This is a genomic window from Sorangium sp. So ce1153, assembly GCF_051521595.1.
GTDB lineage: Bacteria > Myxococcota_A > Polyangia > Polyangiales > Polyangiaceae > Sorangium.
In genome coordinates this window covers 12,869,239-12,894,301 of the sequence record NZ_CP150361.1, presented here as the reverse complement: position 1 = coordinate 12,894,301, position 25,063 = coordinate 12,869,239, and the positions used below count along the sequence as shown (strand labels likewise).

At 68.9% G+C, this 25,063-nt stretch carries 33 protein-coding genes; 26 read left to right on the top strand and 7 right to left on the bottom strand.

Features of this window, described 5'->3' with window-relative positions; all coding sequences use genetic code 11:
• Positions 1–177: 177 nt before the first annotated feature.
• On the bottom strand, positions 178–1,461 hold the full coding sequence (locus tag WME85_RS46915; protein WP_437831161.1) for a penicillin-binding transpeptidase domain-containing protein: 1,284 nt from the start codon (positions 1,459–1,461) through the stop codon (positions 178–180).
• A 156-nt stretch (positions 1,462–1,617) separates the two neighbouring features.
• On the bottom strand, positions 1,618–3,189 hold the full coding sequence (locus WME85_RS46910) for a porin (protein WP_437831159.1): 1,572 nt from the start codon (positions 3,187–3,189) through the stop codon (positions 1,618–1,620).
• Positions 3,190–3,773: 584 nt separating this feature from the next.
• Here WME85_RS46910 and WME85_RS46905 point away from each other — a divergent pair.
• Entirely contained in the window at positions 3,774–4,883 is a 1,110-nt protein-coding gene (locus WME85_RS46905) for a PhoH family protein (RefSeq protein ID WP_437831156.1), read from the top strand.
• A gap of 55 nt (positions 4,884–4,938) precedes the next feature.
• Here the strand turns inward: WME85_RS46905 and WME85_RS46900 are convergent, their stop codons facing one another.
• Positions 4,939–5,574 (bottom strand): hypothetical protein, encoded by a 636-nt coding sequence (locus WME85_RS46900; RefSeq protein WP_437831154.1) that lies wholly within the window; start codon positions 5,572–5,574, stop codon positions 4,939–4,941.
• Between the two features lie 69 nt (positions 5,575–5,643).
• Positions 5,644–6,309, bottom strand: a complete 666-nt coding sequence (locus WME85_RS46895; RefSeq protein WP_437831152.1) for a class I SAM-dependent methyltransferase — start codon at positions 6,307–6,309, stop codon at positions 5,644–5,646.
• A gap of 1,399 nt (positions 6,310–7,708) precedes the next feature.
• On the opposite strand from WME85_RS46895, the gene WME85_RS46890 reads away from it, so the two are divergent.
• On the top strand, positions 7,709–8,278 hold the full coding sequence (locus tag WME85_RS46890; protein ID WP_437831149.1) for a hypothetical protein: 570 nt from the start codon (positions 7,709–7,711) through the stop codon (positions 8,276–8,278).
• 91 nt (positions 8,279–8,369) lie between these two features.
• Here the strand turns inward: WME85_RS46890 and WME85_RS46885 are convergent, their stop codons facing one another.
• The 3 genes from WME85_RS46885 to WME85_RS46875 form a co-directional block, all read right to left on the bottom strand.
• Positions 8,370–9,788 carry a hypothetical protein gene (locus WME85_RS46885; RefSeq protein WP_437831148.1) on the bottom strand — a complete coding sequence of 473 codons (1,419 nt, stop codon included), beginning with the start codon at positions 9,786–9,788 and terminating at the stop codon, positions 8,370–8,372.
• Between the two features lie 226 nt (positions 9,789–10,014).
• Positions 10,015–10,773: an SUMF1/EgtB/PvdO family nonheme iron enzyme gene (locus WME85_RS46880; RefSeq protein ID WP_437831146.1), complete on the bottom strand. Its 759-nt coding sequence runs from the start codon at positions 10,771–10,773 to the stop codon at positions 10,015–10,017.
• Between the two features lie 464 nt (positions 10,774–11,237).
• Complete coding sequence (locus WME85_RS46875; protein ID WP_437831144.1) at positions 11,238–11,951, bottom strand: hypothetical protein; 714 nt, start codon at positions 11,949–11,951, stop codon at positions 11,238–11,240.
• Positions 11,952–12,619: 668 nt separating this feature from the next.
• Here WME85_RS46875 and rplV point away from each other — a divergent pair.
• From rplV to rplQ, 24 genes are all read left to right on the top strand, one after another.
• Complete coding sequence (gene rplV, locus WME85_RS46870) at positions 12,620–12,958, top strand: 50S ribosomal protein L22 (RefSeq protein ID WP_012240567.1); 339 nt, start codon at positions 12,620–12,622, stop codon at positions 12,956–12,958.
• Between the two features lie 17 nt (positions 12,959–12,975).
• On the top strand, positions 12,976–13,668 hold the full coding sequence (rpsC, locus tag WME85_RS46865; RefSeq protein WP_020740980.1) for a 30S ribosomal protein S3: 693 nt from the start codon (positions 12,976–12,978) through the stop codon (positions 13,666–13,668).
• Positions 13,669–13,680: 12 nt separating this feature from the next.
• Entirely contained in the window at positions 13,681–14,094 is a 414-nt protein-coding gene (gene rplP / locus WME85_RS46860) for a 50S ribosomal protein L16 (RefSeq protein ID WP_437831143.1), read from the top strand.
• Positions 14,095–14,102: 8 nt separating this feature from the next.
• On the top strand, positions 14,103–14,306 hold the full coding sequence (gene rpmC / locus WME85_RS46855; RefSeq protein WP_061609599.1) for a 50S ribosomal protein L29: 204 nt from the start codon (positions 14,103–14,105) through the stop codon (positions 14,304–14,306).
• 53 nt (positions 14,307–14,359) lie between these two features.
• Positions 14,360–14,659: a 30S ribosomal protein S17 gene (rpsQ, locus tag WME85_RS46850; protein WP_272102908.1), complete on the top strand. Its 300-nt coding sequence runs from the start codon at positions 14,360–14,362 to the stop codon at positions 14,657–14,659.
• 4 nt (positions 14,660–14,663) lie between these two features.
• Positions 14,664–15,032, top strand: a complete 369-nt coding sequence (gene rplN / locus WME85_RS46845) for a 50S ribosomal protein L14 (RefSeq protein ID WP_061614904.1) — start codon at positions 14,664–14,666, stop codon at positions 15,030–15,032.
• On the top strand, positions 15,032–15,349 hold the full coding sequence (rplX, locus tag WME85_RS46840; RefSeq protein ID WP_061609601.1) for a 50S ribosomal protein L24: 318 nt from the start codon (positions 15,032–15,034) through the stop codon (positions 15,347–15,349). Before rplN ends, rplX begins: the two co-directional genes overlap by 1 nt.
• 2 nt (positions 15,350–15,351) lie before the next feature.
• Positions 15,352–16,077 carry a 50S ribosomal protein L5 gene (gene rplE / locus WME85_RS46835; RefSeq protein ID WP_437305549.1) on the top strand — a complete coding sequence of 242 codons (726 nt, stop codon included), beginning with the start codon at positions 15,352–15,354 and terminating at the stop codon, positions 16,075–16,077.
• A 10-nt stretch (positions 16,078–16,087) separates the two neighbouring features.
• Positions 16,088–16,273, top strand: coding sequence for a type Z 30S ribosomal protein S14 (locus WME85_RS46830; RefSeq protein ID WP_061614902.1), 186 nt, complete (start codon positions 16,088–16,090; stop codon positions 16,271–16,273).
• A gap of 4 nt (positions 16,274–16,277) precedes the next feature.
• Positions 16,278–16,673 (top strand): 30S ribosomal protein S8, encoded by a 396-nt coding sequence (rpsH, locus tag WME85_RS46825; protein WP_436620002.1) that lies wholly within the window; start codon positions 16,278–16,280, stop codon positions 16,671–16,673.
• A complete protein-coding gene (gene rplF, locus WME85_RS46820; RefSeq protein ID WP_437831141.1) occupies positions 16,673–17,302 on the top strand; it encodes a 50S ribosomal protein L6 in 630 nt (209 codons plus the stop codon). Before rpsH ends, rplF begins: the two co-directional genes overlap by 1 nt.
• A 47-nt stretch (positions 17,303–17,349) precedes the next feature.
• A complete protein-coding gene (gene rplR / locus WME85_RS46815; RefSeq protein ID WP_437305547.1) occupies positions 17,350–17,709 on the top strand; it encodes a 50S ribosomal protein L18 in 360 nt (119 codons plus the stop codon).
• Positions 17,710–17,788: 79 nt separating this feature from the next.
• Positions 17,789–18,394 carry a 30S ribosomal protein S5 gene (gene rpsE, locus WME85_RS46810; protein WP_437754685.1) on the top strand — a complete coding sequence of 202 codons (606 nt, stop codon included), beginning with the start codon at positions 17,789–17,791 and terminating at the stop codon, positions 18,392–18,394.
• Complete coding sequence (rpmD, locus tag WME85_RS46805; protein WP_437621456.1) at positions 18,391–18,594, top strand: 50S ribosomal protein L30; 204 nt, start codon at positions 18,391–18,393, stop codon at positions 18,592–18,594. The genes rpsE and rpmD overlap by 4 nt, the downstream gene beginning before the upstream one ends.
• Positions 18,595–18,644: 50 nt before the next feature.
• Positions 18,645–19,136: a 50S ribosomal protein L15 gene (gene rplO / locus WME85_RS46800; RefSeq protein WP_437831139.1), complete on the top strand. Its 492-nt coding sequence runs from the start codon at positions 18,645–18,647 to the stop codon at positions 19,134–19,136.
• A 44-nt stretch (positions 19,137–19,180) separates the two neighbouring features.
• Entirely contained in the window at positions 19,181–20,509 is a 1,329-nt protein-coding gene (gene secY, locus WME85_RS46795) for a preprotein translocase subunit SecY (protein WP_437305544.1), read from the top strand.
• Positions 20,506–21,159 carry an adenylate kinase gene (locus WME85_RS46790; protein WP_437831136.1) on the top strand — a complete coding sequence of 218 codons (654 nt, stop codon included), beginning with the start codon at positions 20,506–20,508 and terminating at the stop codon, positions 21,157–21,159. The genes secY and WME85_RS46790 overlap by 4 nt, the downstream gene beginning before the upstream one ends.
• On the top strand, positions 21,156–21,407 hold the full coding sequence (gene infA / locus WME85_RS46785) for a translation initiation factor IF-1 (protein ID WP_104985813.1): 252 nt from the start codon (positions 21,156–21,158) through the stop codon (positions 21,405–21,407). Before WME85_RS46790 ends, infA begins: the two co-directional genes overlap by 4 nt.
• Before the next feature lie 30 nt (positions 21,408–21,437).
• Positions 21,438–21,554 carry a 50S ribosomal protein L36 gene (gene rpmJ, locus WME85_RS46780; RefSeq protein WP_012240549.1) on the top strand — a complete coding sequence of 39 codons (117 nt, stop codon included), beginning with the start codon at positions 21,438–21,440 and terminating at the stop codon, positions 21,552–21,554.
• 43 nt (positions 21,555–21,597) lie between these two features.
• On the top strand, positions 21,598–21,978 hold the full coding sequence (gene rpsM, locus WME85_RS46775) for a 30S ribosomal protein S13 (protein WP_437305542.1): 381 nt from the start codon (positions 21,598–21,600) through the stop codon (positions 21,976–21,978).
• Positions 21,979–21,998: 20 nt separating this feature from the next.
• The gene (gene rpsK, locus WME85_RS46770; RefSeq protein ID WP_061614895.1) at positions 21,999–22,409 is read left to right on the top strand and encodes a 30S ribosomal protein S11; all 411 of its coding nucleotides are present in this window, start codon (positions 21,999–22,001) and stop codon (positions 22,407–22,409) included.
• Positions 22,410–22,420: 11 nt separating this feature from the next.
• On the top strand, positions 22,421–23,050 hold the full coding sequence (rpsD, locus tag WME85_RS46765; RefSeq protein ID WP_437305541.1) for a 30S ribosomal protein S4: 630 nt from the start codon (positions 22,421–22,423) through the stop codon (positions 23,048–23,050).
• Between the two features lie 207 nt (positions 23,051–23,257).
• On the top strand, positions 23,258–24,298 hold the full coding sequence (locus tag WME85_RS46760) for a DNA-directed RNA polymerase subunit alpha (RefSeq protein ID WP_020740962.1): 1,041 nt from the start codon (positions 23,258–23,260) through the stop codon (positions 24,296–24,298).
• Positions 24,299–24,318: 20 nt separating this feature from the next.
• Entirely contained in the window at positions 24,319–24,837 is a 519-nt protein-coding gene (rplQ, locus tag WME85_RS46755) for a bL17 family ribosomal protein (RefSeq protein WP_437305540.1), read from the top strand.
• The last annotated feature ends 226 nt before the right edge of the window (positions 24,838–25,063 follow it).

The window sequence follows — 25,063 nt, the reverse complement described above, 5'->3', positions numbered from 1 at the left end:
GAGGGCGCACAGGCTAGGCGAGCGTCCGCCCGCTGCCCAGCCCTCTTCGCGGCCGATCAGCCCGGCGCGGCGGGGGCATGGCGGGCGCTCGATGTCAGGCGCCGCACCGCGTAGCGCAATGCGCGCCGGGGTCGGGGTGGTCGCGCCGCGGCTGCCGCGGCTCGTGACGCGTCGACGTCAACGGCGCTTGGCAGTAGAGCCGGTCCGGTCGTTCGGATCGCTCACGCCGGGCGCGCCCTTGTCCGCGAAGTAGGTGCGCAGCATGTCGCACGCGACGTTGGTCGCTTTCACTCGCCATTTCGCGCTGTTGGCGACCATCACGGAGATGGCGACCTCCGGCTTGCGGCTCGGGGCGAAGCCGACGAACCAGGTGTAGAAGGGCCCCTCGGGCGTCGGCTTCGTGAGCGTCCCGGTCTTGCCCGCGACGCGGATATCGGGGAGGTAGGCGCGGCCGTTGCGATCGTGGAACGAGCGGTAGCTCGTGCCGTTATCCACCGTCGCCTCCATCATCGCGGTCACGGCGTTGGCCGTGCTCTCGTCCATCACCCGCTTGAGCACCTGCCGCTCGCTGGCGCCCTGGTAGATCTCGCCGATCTCGTCCTTCACGCTCGACACGATGTGAAGCCGGATCATCTCGCCGCCGTTGGCGACGGTGGTCGCCAGGTTCGCCCCCTGGAAGGGCGAGAGCGTCGTATTCCAGAAGCCCGCCGCGGTCCGCGCGAAGCCGAGATCGTCTTCCGGCAGCGAGATCGTGCTCGTCGCGACCTTCACGTCGAACGGCGTGTCCTGCCCCCAGCCGAGCTTCGCGGCCACGGCGCCGAGCTTCTCGTGATCGAGGTTCTTGGCGGCGAGCCGCGCGAACACCGTGTTGATGCTCCGCCCCATCGCCTGCGCGAGCGTCGCGCAGTACTTGTCGCGCCGCTTGTTGTCGACCATGTCGGCCGCCTTGATCGAGTGCTCGCCGCCCGAGTAACACTGCTTGGTGTTCGGGCTCAGGCCGGCCTCGACGAGCGCGGTGCCGGTCACGACCTTGAAGACGCTCGCCGACGGCGCGGTGGCCTCGGCGGCGACGTCGTGCAGCGCCCCCTCGTTCACGTAGCTCGCCCAGACCAGCACCTTCCCGGTACGGATATCGGTCATCACGACCGCGCCCTCCGGGACCTGGCCCGCCCGCAGGAAGCCGAGCGCCGCGCGCTGGTACATCGGGTTGATGGTCAGCTCCGCGACGCGGTCGCCGTGCGCCGGCGCCGTCGGCGGGCTCCTCCGGTCGTCGATGCGCGTCAGATCGAGGTCGGTGAGCGGCGGCGGCGTCACGGTCCGCGTGATCGTCGGCCCGCCGGTGGTCGACTTCTTGGCGAGCAGCCCCCCGAGCTGGACGTCGTGCTCGCGCAGCATGGGAAGGGTCACGGCCACGAGCCCCACCGCTGCACCGACGGCGATCCACTGACGCATGTCGCGCATGGCCCGACGGGTACCCCGCCGGGCTGCGATGGGCCAAAAATGAGGCGCGCCGCCGGCCGGCGGGGGGCGCCGCGCCGCGGCGAGCCCCGCGGCGGATTTCGTTGGAGGGCAAAGGATCGAGGCGCCCGCCCCGACGGGGAGGGCGGCGCGGGGGGATCAGAACGAGAGGGCGAGGCGCGCGCCGAGCTCGTGCAGCGCGTGCGCGTCCGAGCGGGACGCCTCGCCCAGGGTATTGCCGGGGACCCGGAGGAGACTCTCGTTCGTGCCGCTGCCCGGCGTCAGGTAGGCGTTGTAATTGACGCTGAGCCGCACGTTCCTCGAATGCCAGTAGTTGGCGGCCAGGCCGATCTGCACGACGTCGAGATCGGTGGCCGGTGCAGCGGCTTCCGCCGTAGCCGGGGCGCCCGGCGTGCTCTCGTCATAATACGCGGGTGAGCGGGACGCGCCGTCGTACGTCGCGCTGATCCCGGAGAGGAGCGCCGCGACCTCGAGCCCCGACTTCGGCTTGTCGACCGGCTTCGAGAGGTCGACCTTCGTGGGGCGCGGGCTGAACCCGGGGTCCCCCGAGACGTAGGCGTCGCCCACCGGCCACGCCGAGAGCTGCACGTACCAGCCGAGCCCCTTCACCCGACCGAGCCGCTCGGTGTTGGTGAGCTGATAGCCCTCCACGGCCTCGCGGGTGTTGTTCGCGATGTAGTACGCTTCCGCCCGGAGCTCGACCATCTTGATAGGCAGCCGGAGCTCGCCGCCGATCGCGTTCTGCGCGCCCGACGGGATGACGTGGATGTTCCGGCGCAGCGAGTCGCGGTAGCCGCCGCCCCACAGCGTGTAGCCCTGCCCCGTCCTGATGGGCGCGTAGTCGTAGCCCACGAAATCCTGGTCGCGCTCGCCGTGGCGCGCGCTGATGCCGATCTGCGCCTTGGCGAGCAGCGCCTTCTTGTCGCCGCCGAACGGCCGGCCGAACACCCGGGCGACGAAATCGGGCGGGGCATCGACGCCCGGCCGGTTCTGCCCGTCGCCGGTGATCACGCCGACGCCGTAGCCGAGCTGCCTGTCGCCGATGTCGCCCCAGATCGTCAGGCCGATGTCCTTGCCCTCGGGGAACGCGAAGCTCCGGATCGCGATGTTCCGCTCCATGAACGTGGTGCTGATGTCGCTCGTCTGGTTCTCCAGCGAGAACGCCGGCGAGTACTGCCCGAACATGAAGTTCAGCGCCGGCATGACCGAGTAGTTGATCCAGGCGTCGACGAGCGCGACGCTCGGCGCCGCGGCCTCGACCGGGGAGAAGCGCGCGCTCTCGGCGGTCGGCGCCTGGCCCACCGGCGCCGCGGAGTTCTGCGTCCTGCCGTTCGTGTTCGAGAGCCCCTGGCCGCCGAACTCGAGGTCCATGTCGAACGACCACTTCTTCAGGAACTCGCCGGCCAGCTCGAACCGCGCGCGGCGGACGAAGAAGCGCGGCTTCAGCGCCCCCCCGTTGTCCGCCGCCGACACGTCCGACACCCCGCTGCCGAAGGTGCTGTAGAAGTCGAGGCCCATCCGCCCCCTCGGGTAGAGCCGGAAGGTGTCGTTGGCGTCCCGGAGGAAGAAGCTGCCGTGCCATCCCGCGAGCGGCTGCTGCTCCGTCGCGACGGCGGTCTCGGCCGTCGGCGCGAACACCTGCGCCGGCGGGGGCGGCGGCGCCGCGGCCGCTGCCGCTCCAGGAGGAGGCGGGGGCGGCAGCGGAGCCACGGGCGCCAGCACCTGCTCGGGCGCGGCAGGCGCTGCGGGGGGAGGCGCCGGCGGCACCGCGCCTGCAGCGCCTGCGGGCGGGGCCGGGGGCGGCGCGACGGCCGGCGGCGGGGCCGGAGGCGGGGTGGGCGCCGCGGCCGGAGGCGGTGCGGGGGGCGGGGTGGGCGCGACCGCCGGTCGCGGCGCTGCGGCCGGGGGCGGGGTGGGCGCCGCAGCCGGTCGGGGCGCCGCAGCCGGGGGCGGAGTGGGCGCCGCGGCCGGTCGCGGCGCGGGCGCCGGTTGCGCTGGGCCCTGAGGCCCGGGCTGTGCTAGCGCCGAAAGGCTCGACAGCGTAACAGTCATGCCCAGCAGCGCCGATGTAGCTAACCTCATGCAGTTCTCCCTTGTGCGGCTCGCCCGCGCGCCGGAGTCCAGCACGCTCTCGACGACGGGCTTATGACCTGGACGTTACAGATCTGTGTAGGTCGGAAGGCGAGCGGGCCGGACAATCGCGTGCGGAGTGGGTGGCGTCAAGACCCCGTTCTGGTGAGTGGGGCAAATGTTGGCGGCGCAGCACCGGCGAAAGGCCCGGGAAGGATCACTGGATGACGACAAGCGTGCGGATCACGGCGGATGTCGAGGTGCTCGACAACAGCACCTTGGTGGCCCTCGCGGGGCCAGGGAACGAGAACCTCAAGCTCATCGCGCGCACTCTTGGCATCGAGTCAGGCGTTCGAGGCAACACGATCCGGCTCGCCGGGGACGCGGACAAGGTCGCGCTCGCGGAGCGGTGCCTGGCGGAGGCGGCGCAGATGCTGAGGAGCGGCGTCGTCCTCGATCCGCAGGACTACGTGCGCGGGGTGCAGGCGCTCCGGGACGACCCGGGGATGACGCTGCGCGAGCTGTTCGAGGATGTGGTCCTCATCTCGGCGCGCCGCCGGCCCATCTCGGCGAAGGGGCTCGCGCAGAAGCGGTACATCCAGGCGATCCGATCGCACGACATGACGTTCGGCATCGGGCCGGCGGGGACGGGCAAGACCTACCTCGCGATGGCCATGGCGGTCCACGCGCTGCTCGAGCGGCGCGTGAAGCGGATCATCCTCACCCGTCCGGCCGTCGAGGCGGGAGAGCGGCTCGGCTTCCTGCCCGGGGATCTCGCCGAGAAGGTGAATCCTTACCTGCGTCCGCTTTATGACGCTCTCCATGACATGATGGACGCGGACAAGGCGCAAGGCCTCGTGACGCGAGGTCAGATCGAGGTCGCGCCGCTGGCCTTCATGCGCGGCCGCACGCTCAACGATTGCTTCGTCATCCTCGACGAGGCGCAGAACGCGACGAGCGATCAGATGCGCATGTTCCTCACCCGCCTCGGCTACGCCTCGCGCGCGGTGGTCACGGGCGACGTGACGCAGGTCGATCTCCCGCACGGCGCGCGCAGCGGCCTGGCGGAGGCGCGCGAGCTGCTCGCGGGGATCGAGGGGATCGCGATCTGCTCGTTCACCGAGGTCGACGTGGTGCGTCACCCGCTCGTGCAGCGGATCATCGTGGCGTACGAGCAGCGGGACGCCGAGGTGGCGCGCCAGCGCGAGGAGCGGCGGAGCGAGGCGGCGCGCGGCGGCGCGCGCGGCAGCAGCGCGCCGGCCATCGAGGCCGCGGCCGCGCTGCAGGGCCGGGCGCCAGCGGGCGAGCCAGGCGGCGCTGGTGAGACGAGCTGACGCGAGGCGCCGCTGACGAGAACGCCGGCGCCGGCGTCTCGTCCAGCGGTGTGGGTCATTTCTTCTTCAGCTCCACGGGGGACTCGCGCACCAGCAGGGCGTCGGGCCCGGTCACCCGGATTTCGCCCTGGATGACGTTTTCCTTCAGCTTGCCGACCAGGATGCCGGTCATCGCGTTCGGCGCGCGCGGATCTTCCGGGAAGACCGAGGCGCGGACGATGCCGTCCTCGACCTTCCCGACGAGGGTCGCGTCGCCGAGCGCGCCCTTCGCGGTGCCCTTCAGCTCGCCGCTCGCCTCGACGGTCAGCGTCACCGTGCCTGCGCCCGTGGCCTGCTTCCCGTCGTCCTTCTGGCGCGCGGCGTCCTTGACCTTGGGGGGCAGCACCACGCTCCCCTTCTTGGCGTCGTAGCGCCCTTCCCACGTCCCCTGCCATGCAGGCGTGGCCTGGGGCGCTCCCGCGTCTGCCGGCTCGCCCGCGCCCGCCGCGGGCTCCGCGGCGACGGAGCTGGCCGCGGAGCCTGCGGCCGCCGCGCTCGGTTGCGGCGGCGGGGGTGCGGGCCGCTCCGGTTCGCCAGGGCGCGGGGGGCTGTCCTCGCATGCCGCGAGGCAGGCGAGGGCGAGGGACAGGAAGAGCGCGGGGGCGACGCCGCGCGCGGGGTGACTACGGGCGCGTGTTCCGGTGGGGGTCACGCGGACGCTTTTATTACGTGCCGGGCTGGCCGTCGCGTCGATTTGACGGGCCGGCGCCGTCCACGCGGGTCACGCCGGCTTGCGGAACGCCAGGGTCCAGTGCCGGTCGCTGGTCAACTGCGCGCATTCCGGGGGAATCTGGAGCGAGCGCAGCATCTCTCGCACCTCCTCGAGCGAGAGCGCGGCGCGCAGGGACGCGTCGAAGAGGGCTCGCTGGTACGGCGTGTCGTTCGCTGCATACGTGTCGACCAGGGCCGCGAGCGACGCCTCCGCCTCGGGACGGACCAGGTCGCGCACGAACAGGAGGCCGCCGGGTTGGAGGACGCGGACCATCTCACGCAGCACGCCCATCGGCTCCGGGATGTGGTGGACGATGCTGTTCGAGAGGACGGCTGAAAACGTCTCGTCCGACTCGGGCAGCGCCTTGGCGTCGACGAGCGCGAGCGCGATGGCGGCGGCGAGCCCGGCCTGCTCGACGTGCCTGCGCCCGAGGGCCAGCATAGACGCCGAGAGATCGATCGCCTTGATCCGCGCCGTGGGCACGCGCCTGCAAAGCTGGATCGGCAACAGGCAGGTCCCTGTGCCGACGTCGAGGGCGTATCCGAGATCGGGATCGTGGGAGAGGAGAGCGTCGCAGAACGCCGTGTTGACGGCGGCGTGGTCCATGTTGTCGTAGGCCTGCGCGTCCTCGCCCGTATCCATGACCTCCGGCTCGAGCACGCGGACCAGCGACATGCGCGCATCCTTCTCCGCGATGGCGGCTCATGTCAACCGATTGCCGACGGCTGGACAATCTCTGCCGGCCGACGGAGCACCGTGGATGCTGGGTCGTCCTGGATATGGACAGGAAGGCGTATGAAGAAGTCGAGGCGGAGCGGGCTGACGCCCCGCCATCGTCCTCAGCATTGGAGCAGGCGCCAATGTCGTAGAGGACATGCGCTCCGGCGAGCGTGCGGCGCGCTCGAGAGCGCCGGGCAGAGGGCTGAGTGCTCTCGCGCGCGCCGGGCGGGGAACCTGAAGATCACGATGAGCTCTCCTCGGCGCTCTGCTATGTAACGAGAGGGCTCGCCGGACGCGCCGCGCTCATGCGGCCGCTCCGCCGGACACGGCGACCCGAACGCGTCGCTGCGCGCCGCGCGCTGGCGGCGTCCACGAGAGATCTCGAGACCTGCGCTGCTCTGTGAGGAGAGCGCGCGTCGGCGGGGAGCGGCGCCGGCGCGGAGTCGTCATTCCGAAGAGCTCGGCGGGCCCCTCGGATCGTGGGGAAGCGGCCGAGGACGGCGGCGAGCGAGTCCCGGGTGATGAGCGCATGTCGCGCGGAGCGCTCGAGCAGCGGCTCGCGACGAGCGCGCAGGCGACTTGCTCCGGCGGCGCTGCCCTCTGGGCGGGCGCGCGGCCGGGCGCGCGGCAAAGACGCGAGCGTCGCGCCGCGGGCGGACAGGCAGGATGCTCCCGTCGAGAGACCCTGGCCGCGTGGACCACGGCGCGCGAGGCGCTCTCGAGTTGGCGGCGGTCCTGCCTCTCCAGCCCATAGCGAAGATGCCGCAGCGCCCTTCCCGCCGGGCGGGCATCTCATCAGGCTGCTTCACACACAGGTCAGGCGTGCGCCCGGGGCGTGCAATGTAGCCACGCGCGGGCCGCCCGTGTGGGGTCGCCAGGCGCTCGCGCGGTGCGCGAGCTGCTTCAATGGTTGGTTGGGAGGCGCCTGGCCGACGGTCGACGCGCCTCGTACTTGTACGCGAGCCCTCATTGCCGCCCGTGACGGGTACGATCGAGGGGAGCGGGCCGCCCGGTCTCATACAGTGGTTACCCGACCTGCCGAGCACCTGAGACAAGCAATGCCGCGGTGCATCGTGAGCCCGAGGTGAGAGGGATTGGACGCGGACCGGGCCGTCCTGCGCGGGGGAGGGGTCTCGGCTATCAATCGACGCTCGCGGGGTTTCATCGCTCGGCGCCTGTCGAGCAAAGCAGCCCAGCCGTTCGTGGCCGTCCAATGAGCTCTCCGATTGAGCCCGCCCGCAGCCCCTATTGAGAGAAAAGACGGTCCGCTATCCTCAATTCGCTTGACCAGGCAAGTGGCAACGGCATAGTCGTATCCAACCGCCGAGCTGGATTCGGCGACGAGGGAGAGCACATGGCAACGGATGCCTTTTCACAGCAGATTGTAAACCTCGTGCGGAAAATGCCGGACGAGGCGATCCTCGCGCTCGTCAAGAATCAGCTGGGCGCCGTGACCGGCGAAGCGCCGTTGGTTCCTCCGCCGGCGCCGCGTCGCAGCCGTTCGCGCGCCCGCGCTGGAGCGGTACAGTCCAAGACCTCTTCCGTCGCGGCCAAGCGCGGCGCCGCGCCGAAGCGCCGGCCCGGCCGCCCGCGCAGCTCGCCCGCCGCGTCAGCGGAGCGTCAGGAGACGCTCGATGCTGTCGAGCGCGTCGTCAAAGCGGGCTCTGGCGTCAGCGCGAGCGAGGTGGCGAAGCAGGCGGGCATCCCGCAGACGCGCGCCGCCGCCGCGCTGAAGGAGCTCAAGCTGGAGAAGCGGATCTTCCAGGGGGGCGATCGGCGATTTGCTCGCTATGCCGGCGACGCGAAGACGGCCGAGCAGGCGAGCGCGAACGCGCGCAAGACCGCGGCTGGGCCTGCGCCTGTGAAGAAGCCGAGCGCCAAGGGGCGTAAGCGCGTCGCCCAGGCTGCTGCTCCGGCGAAGTAGGGCTGGACACCACCGCGCACATCAGCGTCAGAGGGGATGAGGCTATGCTGACGCGTCGCGTTCAGAATGGCTGTCCCGTTCGAGACGGAGATCAGAGCGGGCTCCAGGTGAGCCCGCTATCCTCAGAGGCGGTGACGTACCAGCCGCGGCGGGATGTCCCGGTGACGTCTGCCTGGAGGAGCATCAAGAGTCGACTTCCAAAGGAGATGAGGGCTCCGAGCTCGATACGGCCGCGCTCGCCCGTGCCTTCGCCGATTACCCTCGGGACGTCGTAGATCTTACCTGCTTCCGGCGATTGCGCGATGTAGAGCCCCCATCGCGCGGCGGCGCGAGAGGTCATCACCGCTGCGACTCCCTCGCGTGTGGGCGCCAGGGCGACAGAGCGTTCATGCGGCTCCAGCCAGGGGCGAAACGGTGGCTTCTCGGCGATGATGCAGGTTCCTTCGAGGGTGCACGTCGCGAGCGTGAGCTCTCCGGTTGCGGGCGTGATGACCTCGACCATGATCCGATTGGCTGCACAGCCGACCGCGGCGCCGGGGGCGGCCTTCGCGGGCAGCTTCAGCACGGTTGCTTGCGTCGCGGAGATGGCGACGACGGCGGTCTTGTCGGGCGGCTGAGGCACGAGCTGGATCGACCATCCCGCGAAATCGCACGCGGGGGGCGCGGAGAGCGCGGCCGCTGCCGCCGGGCTCATCACGAGTCCATCGACGCTGCGAGGCGCGTCGAGCGGCTTCCCCGGCGCGGGCACGGGTCGCACGAGGAGGTTACGCCCGCGCACCGACAGGAGCGCCGGCGGTCGACCATAAGGCACGGGCAGCGCCTGTTCTTGCGCGGGGAGCTGGACCGGCGGCGCCGTCGGGGCGCCGGGCGGGCCCGCATGGACGAGCGTTGCGCGCCGGGGCTTCGTCTCGACGAGCAGCGCGGCGCTCTCGGCCGAGAGAACCGCAGGCACCGCGTTCACCGGCGGTCGCGCGCCGCGGCTCAGCTCGGGCAGCGTGACGGGCGAGGGCGCCGAGAGGTCGGGCGCGTCGAACGGCGCGAACAAGAGGCTCGGCGGATCCACGGCGGGCGGCGCTCCGGCAGCGCCGCGCGCCTGCTTCGAGAGATCCGGGCCGCGCGGACCGACGGTGAGCACCGTGGAGCCGTCCTCGCCGACGGACCAGGTGGACCACCCCTCCCGTAGCCGCCGCAGCGAGCGCCAGGTCCTGCCCGCGTTGTCGGTGACGAGCGCGATCGCCTCGTTCTCGACCTCTCCTGTCACCACGGCCCGCTTGTCATCGAGCACGAACACCCGTCGCCACCGCGTCGACGACGGCGCGAGCGCCGAGTCGATGCCGCGCGCCTGGCCGATGGCCGTGGTGAGCTCATCCGACGAGGCAGCGCCCGGGGGCGGCTGGACGGTGATGGGCTCTGCCTTTTTCTTCTTCCCACACCCGATCGCCAGGAGGGCGACGAGGGCGGCTGCGGCGGCGCGGCGCCGCGACGCCGCGCTCACTCCGGGGTCGAACATCGACGATCTCTTCGCTGGTGTTTCCGTGCATTCCGGCGCTGCGTCGCGGCGCTCCCCTCGACTCGCGCGCTCGCTCGCGCCGCGCGCGGGCCGTCGAGCTGGAGCGCCGTCCGCCGATCCCCGGCGGCGAACAGGCGGCGCTCGCCTCGTATCCTCGAGGCCTCGTCACCGACTCCGTGCCCGCTCCGCGGCCGCTCAGCGCCGGCCGCACCTCGCGCGGCCAGCACTAGTCAACCTGCTCCGGATCCATGCAGCACCGGAAGCCCGTCGAGTAGTCGTGGTAGCCGAACGAGTGAGCGGTCGTGGCGTACTTGCAGCCCTCGCCGTTGCGCGACGTGTCCATGAAATAGCCGCCACGGAAGGTGCCGCTCGGGTCGTCGACCCACTCGTGAAGGTTGCCGACCATGTCGAACACGCCGTAGGCGTTGGCGCACCCCGCGCGCTCGCCCGTCGGCAGCAGCGCGTGGGACAGCTGGTTGATGAGCGGGTTGTTCATCGCCGTCGTCCAGAGCTCCTCGGACTTGATCTCGAGCAGCGCCGCGATCTCGGCGACGGGGTGAACCGGGCGCTCGTCGTCGTTGCACACGCCCTGCTGGCGGAGCGCGCCGTAGGGGAAGAGCGTGTCGTCCGGCCCGCGGCAGGCGGTCACCCACTCGTCCGTCGTGCACAGGCGCTTGCCCGACGCCGCGCACGCCATCTTGGCCTGTCGCCCGCTGATGTACCCCTGCGGGATCACGCTCGGCCAGGACACGGCGCGCACGCGGCGCTCGATTCCATCGACCGGGTCGAACGGCGACCAGGGTCGCTCGCCGGTAGGCGTCAGCTCCACGAGGGAGCTCTCCCACCGGTCGACGCACACGCGGTCTTCGATGAGGGCCATCTCCGCGGGGCAGCGCCCGCTGCCGGTGGAGGAGAACATCTGGCCGGCGCCGCCGTCCGGCTCCATCGTGGACGCGAGCGTGGCGCCGTCCTTGACGGTGGCCATCGCGCTCTCCTTCGCCTTTATGGGCCGCTCCGCGGCGACGGCGGCGCTCGCGTCGAGCGAGGCGCGCATCATCAGCCGCGGTGTGATCTGCTCTGCTGTCGTCGACCCCGGCGCGCAGCCGGCCGATGCGACCAGCAGACCGAGCAGGGCACCGCCGCGGAATGGACGCGCCCCCGACGAACGGGAAGGGGAGGTTGCCACGCGCTGGCGGGAGAAGTCCTTGGCCACGGAGGAGCCGAGGATCCCTTCCCGCCATCTTTTTTGCAACCGAATACCGCGCTCGGGGATCCCCCGAATGCGTGTACATGAGAGGCTGCGCACGCCGCGGCGCTAAGGTGGGCGCGAGCTGGCGAGAGGCCCAGAGGTCATGGGATGTGCGTTGAGTGCCGGGGGAAAAGAACCGCGAGAGCAGAGCGGGCGCGGGCCGCGCTTCGGCCCTCGCATCCCCGACGGCGCTCGGACCGCTAGAAGGACATCACCTCCAGGTAGCACTCGTCGTACGCCTCCTGGCAGGTGACATCGGGGAGCCCGTTCATGCAATCCACGAGGTCCTGATCCGCGTTCGCGTTGAAGGGGTTCAGATCCGCCTCGCACTTCCTCGCGTCGAACGGGCTGTCCCCGCAAGCATCGGAGATGGTGTCGCAGATCCCCTCGGCCTGGTCGGGGCACGCGTTGGTGTAGATGCGGTTGATGCACGCCTGAACGGGCTCGGTGTCGCACGCGCGCTCCACGCCGATGTCGCTCAGGCAGTCGACGAGGTCCGCGGCGTGGCCGGGGGCGAAGATCTCGAAGCCGTGCTTGCAGAGCCCGTAGCCGATCGGCGCCTCGTCGCGGTCCGCGCCGCACTGGCTCGTCGCGCCCTGCGCCGGCGAGATGTTCAGCTCATCGCACGCGGCGACCGTGAGGTTGCCGTCCGAGTCCTCGACACAGGCCCCACCGCCCTCGCCGCCTTCGCCGCCCTGGCCGCCTTCGCCGCCCCAGCCGCCGTCGCCGCCCCAGCCGCCGTCGCCGTCGTCGCCGCCTTCACCTCCGCCGGCGGACGAGCTGGAGGTGACGCCGGGGCCGGTCGCCTGATCCACGTCGTTGTCGGTGTCCTCCGACGTGACGACGCAGCCGGCGAAGAAGGTCGGCAAGATCAAGGTAAACGCGAGGAAAGAATGGCGCTGACGAGCAAGCATGGTCACGTTGCCTCCTACAGTGTCAGGGAAAAGCTCCTGGGCTTGGTACGTTCGACTGAGCCTGGGGCTCTCCTATTCCCCTCGCAATCCTGTTCTTCGCCCTGGGCGAGCCGGAGGAGCAGGAGGAGGAAGAGCGCCGGGCGGGCGCGGCCGCTCAGCGTGCGCTCAGGCCACCCTGGCGCGCTGCTCAGGTCGCCGGAACGCTTGTTTCGGAAGTGTTTCGTGATTGTCAAGTGGAAGTTTCGGAAGTGTGGCCGGAAACGTTGATGGACCGCGCACCTGCCGGAGCCGGAGCCGGGGCCGCGCGCCCTCCTGACGCGCGTTCAGGAAAATCTGAAAAGCTGCTCAGGTCGCGTCGGCTCGAGGAACAATCTGAAAGGAAGCGGAAGGATCGCGCTTGCGCACGGCGCGCGCCGCTGGTAATCACCGCGCTCCGTTTTCCCGGGCGATCGGGTGTCCTCCCGGTCTCCCAGTAGAAGAGCCGTAACGGCGCTTCGATCTCAGCTCCGCCCCTTCGGCCGCCGCGGGAACCCCCCCGGTGACGCGAAGGGGGTTCGCGTCGTGGACGTCGGGCTGGGACCGGAAGCGTACGACGGTGCAACCGGTTCGCAGTGAACCGAAACCCGGTACGGAGTCTCTCCGCCCGCCGGTGTCGCGAGGTGTCTCGAATGGTAAGCAAAGCCAGTGCGATGTTTTCGCGGATCGCCCCGCGCAAGGCACGCATGATCGCCGATCTCGTCCGGGGTCGCGACGCGGACGAGGCGATCCAGCTGCTCTCGTTCACGCAGAAGAGCGGCGCCCCTGTCCTTCGGAAGATCATCGAGAGCGCGGTCGCGAACGCCCAGCAGGCGGGCGCCGACATCGACGCGCTCTTCATCAGCAAGGCGACCGTTGACAAGGGGCCGAACAAGTTCAACCGCCGCTGGCGGCCGCGCGCGATGGGCCGTGCGACCCGGATCACCAAGGGCGTGTCGCACATCGTCATCGAAGTCGACGAGAGAAAGTAAGTAGAGGACCTGCCGATATGGGACAGAAGACCCATCCGTATGGCTTCCGCGTCGGTGTCATCAAGACGTGGAGCAGCAAGTGGTACGAGGACGGCGCCGCGTATCAGAAGTGGCTCCACCAGGACATCCGCATCAAGCGCGCGATCAAGCAGTACCTCTACAACGCGAACATCGCCGGCGTGGAGATCGAGCGCGCCGCGAACCGCGCGAAGGTGATCGTCTTCACCGCCCGCCCCGGCATGGTGATCGGCAAGGGCGGCAAGGGCATCGAGACGCTGAAGAGCGGCAACGTCGGCACGGCGTCCAAGGGCGAGACCCTCTTCCCCGGCGTGTCCTCGTTCACGGACAACGAGGTCTTCATCGACGTGCAGGAGGTCCGGAAGGCCGAGACCAACGCGCAGCTCGTCGCCGAGAACATCGCGACGCAGCTCGAGCGCCGGATCGCGTTCCGCCGGGCGATGAAGAAGGCCGTGTCCACCGCGATGAAGTTCGGCGCGAAGGGCATCCGCGTGCGCTGCGCCGGCAGGCTCGGCGGCAGCGAGATGAGCCGCGTCGAGACCTACCGCGAGGGCCGGGTGCCCCTGCACACGCTCCGCGCCGACATCGAGTTCGGCCTGGCCGAGGCGAAGACGAAGGTCGGCATCATCGGCGTCAAGGTCTGGATGTTCAAGGGCGAGGTCCTGCAGCGTAAGGCGCGCCGGATCCAGTAGAGGGATTGCAGAATGCTGTCTCCGAAGCGAACCAAGTTCCGCAAGATGCAGAAGGGGAACAACCGCGGCCTCGCCACGACGGGCAGCGACGTCTCCTTCGGCGACTTCGCGCTCCAGTGCGTCGAGCCTGCCCGCGTGACCTCGCGGCAGATCGAGGCGGCTCGTATGGCGATCCAGCGGCACGTGAAGCGCGCGGGCAAGCTCTGGATCCGCATCTTCCCGGACCGGCCGGTGACGAAGAAGCCGCTCGAGGTCCGCATGGGTGGAGGAAAGGGCGCGCCCGAGGAGTGGTGCGCCGTCGTGAAGCCCGGTCGCGTGATGTACGAGATCAGCGGCGTGACAGAGGAGATTGCGAAGGAGGCGTTCCGCCTCGCGGCGCACAAGCTCCCGATGCAGTGCAAGTTCCTCGTCCGCGGGCTGACGTGAGGTAGGCGATGAAGGCGAAGGATCTCCGGGAACGCACCACCGATCACCTGCGCGAGCTCGAGAAGTCGCTCGCGGCGGGGCTGTTCGAGGCGCGCTTCAAGAATTTCACGAACCGGCTGAACGACACGGCGACGATCCGCAAGGCGAAGCGGGATCTCGCGCGTGTGAAGACGATCCTCACGCAGCGCGCGCGTGCCGAGGAGAAGGCGTAGCCATGGCGAAGAAGAAGGCAGAGAACCAGCAGCCGGTCGCTGCGGCGCCCGAGCTGGCAGCCGCCGCGCCTGCGCAGGCCGAGACCGAGGCGAAGGCGCACGGCTTCCGGCGCAAGCTGGTGGGCAAGGTGACCAGCGACAAGATGAACAAGACGGTCACCGTCGAGGTCATCCGGAACGCGCTCGACCCTGTCTACAAGAAGTACGTTCGTCAGCGGGAGCGCTACAAGGCGCACGACGAGACGAACCAGTACAAGGTGGGCGACCGCGTCGAGATCACGGAGCACAGGCCGATCTCCCGCGACAAGCGGTGGCTCGTGACCAAGCTCGTTGCCCGGCCGGTGGAGGAGTAGCGCCATGATCCAGGTGTCGACGCATCTCGAGGTCGCGGACAACTCCGGCGCCCGTGTCGTGAAGTGCATCAAGGTGCTCGGCGGCTCGCGCCGCAAGTACGCAGCCCTCGGCGACGTCATCGTCGTGTCGATCAAGGAGGCGCTGCCGGGGACGAAGGTGAAGAAGGGTGACACGGCGCGCGCCGTCGTCGTCCGCACCGCCCGCGAGTACCAGCGCTCGGACGGCAGCTACATCAAGTTCGACGGCAACAGCGCGGTCTTGATCAACAAGGAGAAGGAGCCGATCGGCACCCGTATCTTCGGGCCGGTCGCTCGCGAGCTCCGCGCGAAGAAGTTCATGAAGATCATCTCGCTCGCCCCGGAGGTCCTCTGATGAAGCGCCTCAAGGTCGGTGACCTGGTGCAGGTCATCAGCGGCAAGGAGCAGGGGAAGCAGGGCCGCATCACCAAGATCCTCGCCGACACGGATCGCGTGGTCGTCGAGGGCCTGAACACGGTGACCCGCCACCAGCGGCCCACGCCGCGCAATCAGGAAGGCGGGAAGATCACCAAGGAGGCGCCGATTCACGCCTCGAATGTCATGCCGGTCGATCCGGCGACGGGCAAGCCGACGCGCGTGAAGGTCCGCGTCGGTGAGGACGGCAAGAAGACGCGCGTCGGCAAGAGCGGCAGCGCGATCGGTGTGGGCTAGCCATGGCGGACAAGAAGGACAAGGACAAGGCGGCCAAGGACGGCGGCAAGGGCAAGGACAAGCCCAAGTCGCAGCAGGCCAAGCCGCAGGCGCCCGCCAAGAGCAAGGAAGCCAGGGGCGCGAAGGCCAAGGGCGCCGAGGCCGAGGCCACCGGGCCGGCCGAGGTGCGCCCGCGCGACCCGAACTACACCCCGCGGCTGCGCACGCACTACCAGAAGAACGTGACGGCCGCGCTCTCGAAGCGGTTCGGCTACAAGAACCCGATGATGGTCCCCCGCCTGCAGAAGGTGGTGATCAACATGGGGCTCGGCGCCGCGGTGCAGAACCCGAAGATCATCGACTCCGCGGTCGAGGACATGCGGGCGATCTCCGGCCAGAAGCCGGTGGTGACCCGCGCCCGGAAGTCGATCGCGACGTTCAAGCTGCGCGAGAACCTGCCCATCGGCGTGATGGTGACCCTGCGTGCCGAGCGGATGTGGGAGTTCGTCGATCGTCTGATCGCGTTCTCTCTGCCGCGCGTCCGTGACTTCAAGGGCGTCAGCCCGAAGGGGTTCGACGGCAAGGGCAACTTCACGATGGGCCTGCGCGAGCAGATCATCTTCCCCGAGATCGACTACGACAAGATCGACGTCGTGAAGGGGCTCAACATCTCGTTCGTGACCACGGCGAAGACGGACGAAGAAGGACGCGCGCTCCTCACCGAGCTTGGCATCCCGTTCCGGCATTGAGGGATTTTCGATGGCCCGTGCAAAAGAGTTTGCGAAGCTGAACCGTCCGCCGAAGTTTTCTGTGCGGCACAAGAACCGTTGCAAGGTGTGCGGGCGCTCGCGCGCTTACTACCGCGACTTCGAGCTCTGCCGTGTCTGCCTTCGGTTGTTCGCGCTCCGTGGTGAGCTCCCTGGTGTGATCAAGGCCAGCTGGTGATTCTATGATGACCGATCCCATCGCCGACATGCTGACCCGCATTCGCAACGCGGCGCTCGCGCGGCACGACCGGACCGAGATTCCTGCCAGCCGCATCAAGGTTGCGGTTGCGGAGATCCTCAAATCTGAGGGCTTCATCGCCGACGTGCGCGAGACCGAGGGCGAAGGTCCCAAGAAGCTCACGATCGTGCTCAAGTACGGGCGCGATCGACAGAGCGCGATCGACGGCGTGCGCCGCGTCTCCCGCCCGGGGCGCCGCGTGTACGTGCGTCACGACAGGATCCCGCGCGTGTTCAGCGGGCTCGGGATCTCGATCCTGAGCACGTCCCGCGGGCTCATGAGCGACAGGGATGCGCGCCGTCTGAAGGTGGGCGGCGAGCTGATCTGCGAGGTGTGGTGATGGAAGCTCAGGCGAACGCAGCCCAGCCCGCGAAGGGCAGCGCGAACGGTGACAGCCGGCTCGCGACCAAGACGTCGCGCGTCGGCAAGCGGCCGATCGATCTTCCCAAGGGGGTCACGGCGACCGTCAACGGGCGCAAGATCGACATCAAGGGCCCGAAGGGCCAGCTCTCGCGCGCGATCACCGACAAGGTGGACATCAAGCTCGAGGGCAGCAGGCTCCACGTGACCTCGGTGGCGCCCGGGCGCGACGGGTCGCGCCTCCAGGGGCTCACGCGGGCGCTCGTGGCCGCGATGGTCAAGGGCGTCGCCGAGGGCTACGAGCGGACGCTCGAGCTCAAGGGCACGGGCTATCGCGTCGAGCTCAAGGGCACGACGTTGAACTTCGCCCTCGGCTTTTCCCACCCGGTGACGTTCCCGGTCCCGACCGGCCTCACCGCGACGATCCCGGCGGACTCGAAGGGCACCCTCCTCGTCCTGACGGGCGCGGACAAGGAGCTCATCGGGCAGACGGCCGCGACGATCCGTGGCTTCAGGCCGCCGGAGCCGTACGGCGGCAAGGGCGTCCGCTATCGCGGCGAGCGCGTGCGTGAGAAGGCTGGCAAGGCCGGCAAGGGCGGCAAGAAGTAAGGGCGAGCGGCGGCCGGTAGGCCGCTGCACCGAGGGACGAGACGGTCATGGGCATGAAAATCGTCGGTCGGGAGCGCCGGAAGCTCCGCATCCGCAAGAAGGTCGAGGGGACGCCGGAGCGCCCGCGCCTCAGCGTCTTCCGCAGCTCGAAGCACATCTACGCGCAGGTCATCGACGACGTGAGCGGCAAGACGCTCGCCCACGCCTCGACGCTGTCGAAGGACCTCAAGGGCTCGCTCGACGAGGACAACAAGGTCGAGGCGGCGAAGAAGGTCGGGGCGCTGATCGCGAGGATCTGCAAGGAAAAGCAGATCGACAAGGTGGTCTTCGACCGCAACGGCTATCTGTATCACGGGCGCGTCAGCGCCCTCGCCCAGGCGGCGCGCGAGGCAGGTCTCGATTTTTGACTCCCACAGCCGCTGCCCTGCAGGTGAGGGCGGCGGGCGCGGTCAACTGCCGCGGCGGAGCACGTGATAGAGGACGGTTATGGCGTTCGATCATGTCGACGAAGAGAAGCTGAAGGAGCGAGTCATCCACATCAACCGCGTCGCCAAGGTCGTCAAGGGCGGCCGGCGTTTCAGCTTCTCGGCGCTGGTCGTGGTGGGCGACGAAGCGGGGCACGTGGGCGTCGGCCTGGGCAAGGCCAACGAGGTGCCGGAGGCCATCCGTAAGGGGAACGACCAGGCTCGCAAGAACCTGTTCCGCATCCCGCTGGACGGCGTGACCATCCCGCACGACTCGTTCGGGCACGTCGGCGCGGGCAAGGTCCTGCTGAAGCCGGCCAGCCCTGGGACGGGCGTCATCGCCGGCGGCGCGGTGCGCGCCGTCGTCGAATCGGCGGGGATCCACGACGTGCTGTCGAAGTCGCTCGGCACGAGCAACCCGCACAACGTCGTGCACGCGACCGTCGCGGCGCTCCGTGGGCTCAAGAGCCCGGAGAGCGTCGCCGGGAAGCGGTCGATGCAGCTCGACTCGCTCGACTACCAGCGCCGCGGCGGCACCAACACCGCCGGTCGCCGGCGCGCGAGCGTGGCGCCCCCGGCGCAGGGCGGCGCGCCCCAGGGCGGTGGCGGTGAAGGAGGCTCGCAGTGAAGCTCCGCGTACGTCAGAAGGCCAGCAACATCGGCCAGGTCGAGCACACCCGCAAGGTCATCAAGGGCCTCGGCCTGCGCGGGCCGGGGTCCGAGGTGGTCGTCGCGAACACGCCCTCGTTCCGTGGCATGGTCAAGAAGGTCCTCCATCTCGTCGAGGTGGAGGAGGTCGCCGACGAGGCAACCTCCCCGAAGTCCTGAGAAGCGAGATCGTCATTCCAGCGGAGTTGCCGCGTACGGAAGTGTGAAACATGGACATCCTCTCTAAGCTTCAAGCCCCTGAAGGCGCCGTAACCAAGAAGCTCCGCGTCGGCCGCGGCGTGGGATCCGGCTTCGGCAAGACGGCTGGCCGCGGACAAAAAGGGCAGAAGGCGCGCGCGGGCGGCAACATCAACAAGAAGCACTTCCAGGGCGGCCAGACGCCGATCCAGCGTCGCCTCCCGAAGCGCGGCTTCCGCAACCCGCTCGCGGACATCGTGGCCAACGTCAACGTCGGCGCCCTCGAGTCGTTCGAGGACGGCGCCCAGGTCGACGTGATCGCGCTCCATGCGAACCGCCTCGTGCAGGGCCGGTTCGACGTCCTGAAGATCCTCGGCGGTGGTGAGCTCACGAAGAAGCTCACGGTGACCGCGCATCGCTTCTCCAAGGGAGCGATCGAGAAGATCGAGAAGGCGGGGGGCAAGGCCATCGTGCTTGCGCAGCCCGCTTCCCAGGACAACTCGGCGGACGCCTCGTCCTCCTAGCCAGCGCGCAGGCGCACCCCCCAAGCCGGAGTCCAGGAACGCCTATGGCCAGCCTCGCGGGAATCACCAACTTCCACAAGATCCCCGAGCTCCGGCGGCGCGTGATCTTCACGCTGGTGATGCTCGCGGTCTACCGGGTTGGCGTCTTCGTGACGACCCCCGGCGTCGACCGGAACGCGATGCGGCAGTACGTCGCGAAGCAGTCGGGCGGGCTCCTGGGCTTCTTCAACATGTTCTCCGGCGGAGCGCTGGAGAACCTGTCGATCTTCGCGCTCGGGATCATGCCGTACATCTCGGCATCGATCATCATGCAGCTCATGGGCATGGTCTACAAGCCCATCGACGAGCTGCGGAAAGAGGGCGAGCAGGGGCGCCGCCGGCTCGACCAGTACACGCGGTACGGCACGGTCGCGCTCTCGCTGTTCCAGGCCTTCTCGATCGCGAAGATGCTCGAGGGCCTGTCGAGCAGCGAGACCGGGGCCGGGATCGTGAACCACCCCGGGATCGGCTTCCAGCTGATGACGGTCATCACGCTGACGACCGGGACCGCGTTCCTCATGTGGATCGGCGAGCAGATCACCGAGCGCGGCGTCTCGAACGGCGTCTCGCTGCTGATCTTCGCGAGCATCATCACGCGCATCCCGGAGGAGATCGGCAACTACTTCGCGCAGAACGCCGGCGATCTCCAGCCGCTGTCGATGGCCGCGATCGCCGCGTTCACCGTGGCGGTCATCGGTGTGATCGCGTTCTTCGAGAACGGCAGGCGTCAGATCCCGATCGTGTACTCGCGCCGCCAGGTCGGCCGCCGGGTCTACGGCGGGCAGACGGCGCACCTGCCGCTCAAGGTGAACACGGCGGGGACCATTCCGCCCATCTTCGCCTCGTCGCTGCTGATGTTCCCGCAGACGCTCGCGAACATGAACGTGCCCGGGGCTGACTATCTCCAGGCGATCATCAACCGGGGCGACTGGGTCTTCAACACCGGCTACGCGCTGCTCATCATCTTCTTCTGCTTCTTCTACACGAACGTCACGTTCCAGCCGGTGGACGTCGCCGAGAACCTGAAGAAGCAGCAGGCAAACATTCCCGGGATCCGGCCAGGCAAGCAGACGGCGGACTACATCCACCGGGTCATCCAGCGGATCACCGTCGGCGGCGCCCTCTATGTCGCCGCGGTGTGCGTGGTCCCGTCGATCGTCGGCAACCTGCTGCGTGTCCCGTTCGGCTTCGGAGGGACGTCGCTCATGATCGTCGTCGGCGTCGCGCTCGACACCGTGAACCAGCTGGAGGCACACCTGATCACGCGGAGCTACGAGGGGCTGACCGGCCCCGGTGCCAGCCGCATCCGGGGCCGCAGGCTCCCGGAGGCGTGACGGAGGTCATCATGATCTTGGTTCTGGTGGGACCACCTGGAGCTGGAAAGGGTACGCAGGCGAAGCTGCTGTGCGCACGCTTCAGCATCCCGCAGATCTCGACGGGCGACATGCTGCGCGAGGCGAAGCGGGCGGGCACGCTGGAGAAGCGTTACCTGGACATCATGGACTCGGGCGGGCTCCTGCCGGATGAGGCCGTTATCGGCCTCATCGATCGGCGGACCGCCGAGCCCGACTGCTCGAATGGCTTCCTCCTGGACGGATTTCCCAGGACGGTGCCCCAGGCGAACGCGCTCGACGCGCACCTCGCCCAGGGCAGCCTCGGTATCGATGCGGTGATCCAGCTGGACGTTCCGCGTCCGCTGCTCGAGGAACGGTTGATCCATCGCCGCACCGACAAACGCAGTGGACAGATATATCATCTCGTTTATAATCCGCCGCCCCCCGGTGCGGAGCTGGAGCATCGAGCCGACGACCGGCCCGAGGCTGTTGGCAAGCGTCTTGACGCCTACGAGGCGATGACAGCTGCTCTTCTGCCGTTCTACGAGCAGAAGAAGCTGCTGCGTCGCGTCGACGGGGTCGGGACGCCGGAAGAAGTCACGCAGAGGGTGATGTCGGCCCTCGGCCGGCCGGGCTCGGGTGGAGAATGAGGCGAACAAAACAGACCAGACCGCCGAAAGAACCGAAGGGCGACAAGCTCGAGTTCGACGGCGTGGTTCAGGAGGCCCTGCCGAACGCCATGTTTCGCGTGAAGGCGGACAACGGCCTGGGCGTCCTCGCCACCATCAGCGGCCGGATGCGGCAGTACTACATCAAGATCCTGCCGGGCGATCGCGTGACCGTCGAGGTCTCGCCGTACGACCCGAGCCGAGGCCGGATCACGTACCGGCACAAGTAACGTATTTTTAGAGGAATCTGGAGGCTCCCCGTGAAGGTGCGCCCGAGCGTCAAGAAGATCTGCGACAAGTGCAAGGTGGTGCGGCGGCGTGGTGTCGTTCGGATCATCTGCGAGAACCCCCGCCACAAGCAGCGCCAGGGGAACTAGCTCTTTCGGCGGAAGCCCGCCCTCGTTTTGGTTTGGAGTAACCATGGCTCGTATCGCTGGTGTCGATCTCCCGCGTCGGAAGCATGTCGCCTACGCCCTGCCGTACCTGTTCGGCATCGGGCGGACTCTCGCGTTGCAAATCTGCGAGAGGACCAACATCCCGCAGGACAGGCGGGTCGAGGAGCTCAGCGACGCTGAGGTAAAGGCGATCCGCGACCTCTTGGACGCCGAGTACAAGGTCGAGGGCGACCTGCGGCGCGAGGTGCAGCTCAACATCAAGCGGCTCATGGACCTCGGCTGCTACCGGGGGCTCCGCCATCGGCGCGGCCTCCCGGCGAACGGGCAGAGGACGCACACGAACGCGCGCACCCGAAAGGGGCCGCGCAAGGGCATGTTGCAGCGGCGTCCTGCCGCGACGAAGTGACGAGCGGGGATTAGGACGCCATGGCGCAAGCGAAGACGGCTGCCACCACAACCAAGACGAAGCAGAAGAAGAAGGTCAAGAAGAATGTGTCCGCGGGGATCGCGCACATTCAGTCGACCTTCAACAACACGGTCGTGACGATCACGGACATCAACGGCAACGCGATCGCGTGGTCGTCCGCTGGCGCTCGCGGCTTCAAGGGGTCACGCAAGTCGACGCCGTTCGCCGCGCAGCTGGCCGCGGAAGAGGCCGCGCGGCGTGCGCAGGAGCACGGGATGCGATCGGTCGCCGTGTTCGTGAAGGGGCCGGGGGCCGGGCGCGAGAGCGCGCTCCGTGCGCTCCAGACCGCTGGCTTCAAGGTGACGCTGATCAGGGACGTCACGCCGATCCCCCACAACGGTTGCCGGCCGCCGAAGCGGCGCAGGGTTTGAGGTAATTCACGATGGCTCGCTACATTGGTCCGGTCTGCAAGCTCTGCCGCCGCGAGGGGATGAAGCTCTACCTCAAGGGCGAGCGGTGCTACTCCGAGAAGTGCGCGTACACGCGGCGCCCGTATCCGCCCGGCCAGCACGGCCAGGGGCGCATCAAGCTGAGCGAGTACGCGGTGCGCCTGCGCGAGAAGCAAAAGGTGCGTCGCATCTACGGCGTGCTCGAGCGGCAGTTCAGCGGGTACTTCCAGGAGGCCAACCGGCGCAAGGGCCGGACGGGCGAGGAGATGCTCGCGCTCCTGGAGCGCCGCCTCGACAACGTGGTGCACCGGATGGGCTTCGGCTCGTCCCGCGCCGAGGCGCGCCAGCTCGTTCGGCACGGTCACGTCCACGTGAACGGCAAGCGGCTGGACATCCCGAGCTACGTGGTTCGGGCCGGTGACCGGATCGAGCTCACCGAGGGGGCGCGGAAGTTCAAGAGCGTCCTCGCGTCCGTCGGCGGCGCGGACAAGCGCCCGGTCGCGAGCTGGATCGACGTGGATCGCGCGGCGTTCACCGGGTCGGTCAAGGGCGTCCCGATCCGCGAGGACCTCAACGAGCCGGAGATCCGCGAGCAGCTCGTCGTCGAGTACTACTCGCGCTGATCGCGCGAGGGCGGCGCCGAGGAGGCAGGGTCGCGAGCGCACCTCTCGGGGTGCGCTCGCGCGCTGCGGGCTCCCCTCGGCGTCGTTGGCCTGCGCGGACGCGCGGGCGCATGGAGCCACGAATGCGGGCAGGAGGCGGCGCCGGACTGGTCGAGTGCGGCCGCGGCGTGAGACCTCCGCGCAGACCCATGAAGGAAGGAGATCACCATGACGATGAACAACCCGAACCTCACGATGATCGCCCGTAACTGGCGGGATCTGATCCGGCCCAAGGGCATCTCGATCGACGCGGAGAGCGGGACGCAGTTCTACGCCAAGTTCACGTGTGAGCCCCTGGAGCGCGGCTTCGGGATCACGATCGGGAACTCGCTGCGCCGCGTGCTGCTCTCCTCCCTCCAGGGGGCGGCCGCGACGGCCATCCGCATCGAGGGGGCGCTGCACGAGTTCACGACGGTGCCCGACGTGGTCGAGGACGTCAGCGACATCATCCTCAACGTGAAGGAGGTCGTCTTCAAGGCGGCCACCCCGAAGACGTACTCGGTCCGGATCGACCGCGAGGGCCCCGGCCCCGTGTACGCGCGCGATATCCAGCTGGTCGACGGGCTGTCGGTGCTCAACCCCGACCACCTCATCGCCGTGCTCGACAAGAAGGGCCCGCTCTCGATGGAGCTCACGGTCAACGTGGGCCGCGGCTACGTGCCCGCCGAGCGCAACAAGACGCCGACCATGCCCATCGGGACGATCCCGATCGACGCGCTTTTCTCGCCGATCCGCAAGGTGAACTACACCGTGCAGAACGCCCGCGTCGGGCAGGTGACCGATTACGACAAGCTGACGCTCGAGGTCTGGACCAACGGCTCCGTCTCGCCGGCGGACGCGGTCGCCTTCGCCGCGAAGATCCTGAAGGAGCAGCTCTCCATCTGGGTCAACTTCGAGGAGAGCGAGGAGACGAGCTACCAGGCGGTGATGAGCGACGACGAGCCGCTCAACGAGAACCTGTTCCGTTCCGTCGAGGAGCTCGAGCTGAGCGTCCGCTCCGCGAACTGCCTGCAGAACGCGAACATCACGCTCATCGGCGAGCTCGTGCAGCGGACCGAGCAGGACATGCTCAAGACCAAGAACTTCGGTCGCAAGTCGCTGAAGGAAATCAAAGAGATCCTCGCGAACATGGGGCTCTCGCTCGGGATGAAGATCGACAACTGGCCGCAGCTCCTCGAGCGCTGGAAGGCGCAGCAGGCGCAGGCGTGAGTCGGTACTGAGGGAACGTCATGCGTCACAAGAAAGCGGGCAGGCAGTTTGGTCGGGATACCTCCAGCCGCAGGGCGATGCTTCGCAACCTGACGGCGAACCTGATCACCCACGAGCGGATCGAGACGACCGACGCCAAGGCGAAGGAGCTGCGCCGGGTGGCCGAGCGGCTCATCACCAAGGCGACTCGGCTCGGCAAGGTCGCGTACACAGCGCACACGGAGCTCAGCCCTGGCGACAGGGCGCGCCGGCTCCACGCGGAGCGGCTCGTCGGCAGCTACATCCCTCGCTGGGGCGTCGCGACCGACGGCAAGAAGGTCGACATCATCGCGAAGGTGATGATCGATCTCTCGAAGCGCTTCGAGGGGCGGCCGGGTGGTTACACGCGGATCATCAAGCTCGGACCGCGTCGCGGTGACAACGCGCCGATGAGCCTCATCGAGTTCATCGACGCGCCCGCGATCGAGGACGCGTCCGCGCAGGCGGCCGAGCCGGTCGCGGCGGCGGAGCCGGCCACCCCGGCGACCACGGCCGGCTGAACCGGAAGCAGGCTGGCGCCCCGCGGCGCCGGCGCAGTTGCAGAGAGCACGCCGGGTGAGCGAGTAGCCCACCCGGCGTTTCTGCGTTGTGAGCCCGCTTCGCGGGGCGCTGCACCGCGCGTCGTGAGCCCGCCCCCGGGCCCTCGTCAGTACATTCACATCGAATAATTCGTGTGTCAACGTAACAGCTCGCGCCGGCTCAGCGGCGAGCGCTCCGGCTTCGGGT

Excerpts from the sequence above, each read along its gene's own strand:
- rplN (WP_061614904.1), top strand. The coding sequence starts at position 14,664 with ATGATCCAGGTGTCGACGCATCTCGAGGTCGCGGACAACTCCGGCGCC.
- rplR (WP_437305547.1), top strand. The coding sequence starts at position 17,350 with ATGGGCATGAAAATCGTCGGTCGGGAGCGCCGGAAGCTCCGCATCCGC.
- rpsK (WP_061614895.1), top strand. The coding sequence starts at position 21,999 with ATGGCGCAAGCGAAGACGGCTGCCACCACAACCAAGACGAAGCAGAAG.
- rpsM (WP_437305542.1), top strand. The coding sequence starts at position 21,598 with ATGGCTCGTATCGCTGGTGTCGATCTCCCGCGTCGGAAGCATGTCGCC.
- secY (WP_437305544.1), top strand. The coding sequence starts at position 19,181 with ATGGCCAGCCTCGCGGGAATCACCAACTTCCACAAGATCCCCGAGCTC.
- rplF (WP_437831141.1), top strand. The coding sequence starts at position 16,673 with ATGGAAGCTCAGGCGAACGCAGCCCAGCCCGCGAAGGGCAGCGCGAAC.
- rplX (WP_061609601.1), top strand. The coding sequence starts at position 15,032 with ATGAAGCGCCTCAAGGTCGGTGACCTGGTGCAGGTCATCAGCGGCAAG.
- WME85_RS46880 (WP_437831146.1), bottom strand. The coding sequence starts at position 10,773 with ATGGCCACCGTCAAGGACGGCGCCACGCTCGCGTCCACGATGGAGCCG.
- rplV (WP_012240567.1), top strand. The coding sequence starts at position 12,620 with ATGGTAAGCAAAGCCAGTGCGATGTTTTCGCGGATCGCCCCGCGCAAG.
- rplQ (WP_437305540.1), top strand. The coding sequence starts at position 24,319 with ATGCGTCACAAGAAAGCGGGCAGGCAGTTTGGTCGGGATACCTCCAGC.
- WME85_RS46915 (WP_437831161.1), bottom strand. The coding sequence starts at position 1,461 with ATGCGCGACATGCGTCAGTGGATCGCCGTCGGTGCAGCGGTGGGGCTC.
- WME85_RS46895 (WP_437831152.1), bottom strand. The coding sequence starts at position 6,309 with ATGTCGCTGGTCCGCGTGCTCGAGCCGGAGGTCATGGATACGGGCGAG.
- WME85_RS46905 (WP_437831156.1), top strand. The coding sequence starts at position 3,774 with ATGACGACAAGCGTGCGGATCACGGCGGATGTCGAGGTGCTCGACAAC.
- rplP (WP_437831143.1), top strand. The coding sequence starts at position 13,681 with ATGCTGTCTCCGAAGCGAACCAAGTTCCGCAAGATGCAGAAGGGGAAC.
- WME85_RS46830 (WP_061614902.1), top strand. The coding sequence starts at position 16,088 with ATGGCCCGTGCAAAAGAGTTTGCGAAGCTGAACCGTCCGCCGAAGTTT.
- rplE (WP_437305549.1), top strand. The coding sequence starts at position 15,352 with ATGGCGGACAAGAAGGACAAGGACAAGGCGGCCAAGGACGGCGGCAAG.
- WME85_RS46760 (WP_020740962.1), top strand. The coding sequence starts at position 23,258 with ATGACGATGAACAACCCGAACCTCACGATGATCGCCCGTAACTGGCGG.
- rpsD (WP_437305541.1), top strand. The coding sequence starts at position 22,421 with ATGGCTCGCTACATTGGTCCGGTCTGCAAGCTCTGCCGCCGCGAGGGG.
- infA (WP_104985813.1), top strand. The coding sequence starts at position 21,156 with ATGAGGCGAACAAAACAGACCAGACCGCCGAAAGAACCGAAGGGCGAC.
- WME85_RS46885 (WP_437831148.1), bottom strand. The coding sequence starts at position 9,788 with ATGTTCGACCCCGGAGTGAGCGCGGCGTCGCGGCGCCGCGCCGCCGCA.
- rpsC (WP_020740980.1), top strand. The coding sequence starts at position 12,976 with ATGGGACAGAAGACCCATCCGTATGGCTTCCGCGTCGGTGTCATCAAG.
- WME85_RS46875 (WP_437831144.1), bottom strand. The coding sequence starts at position 11,951 with ATGCTTGCTCGTCAGCGCCATTCTTTCCTCGCGTTTACCTTGATCTTG.
- rpsE (WP_437754685.1), top strand. The coding sequence starts at position 17,789 with ATGGCGTTCGATCATGTCGACGAAGAGAAGCTGAAGGAGCGAGTCATC.
- rpsH (WP_436620002.1), top strand. The coding sequence starts at position 16,278 with ATGATGACCGATCCCATCGCCGACATGCTGACCCGCATTCGCAACGCG.
- WME85_RS46890 (WP_437831149.1), top strand. The coding sequence starts at position 7,709 with ATGGCAACGGATGCCTTTTCACAGCAGATTGTAAACCTCGTGCGGAAA.
- rplO (WP_437831139.1), top strand. The coding sequence starts at position 18,645 with ATGGACATCCTCTCTAAGCTTCAAGCCCCTGAAGGCGCCGTAACCAAG.
- rpmC (WP_061609599.1), top strand. The coding sequence starts at position 14,103 with ATGAAGGCGAAGGATCTCCGGGAACGCACCACCGATCACCTGCGCGAG.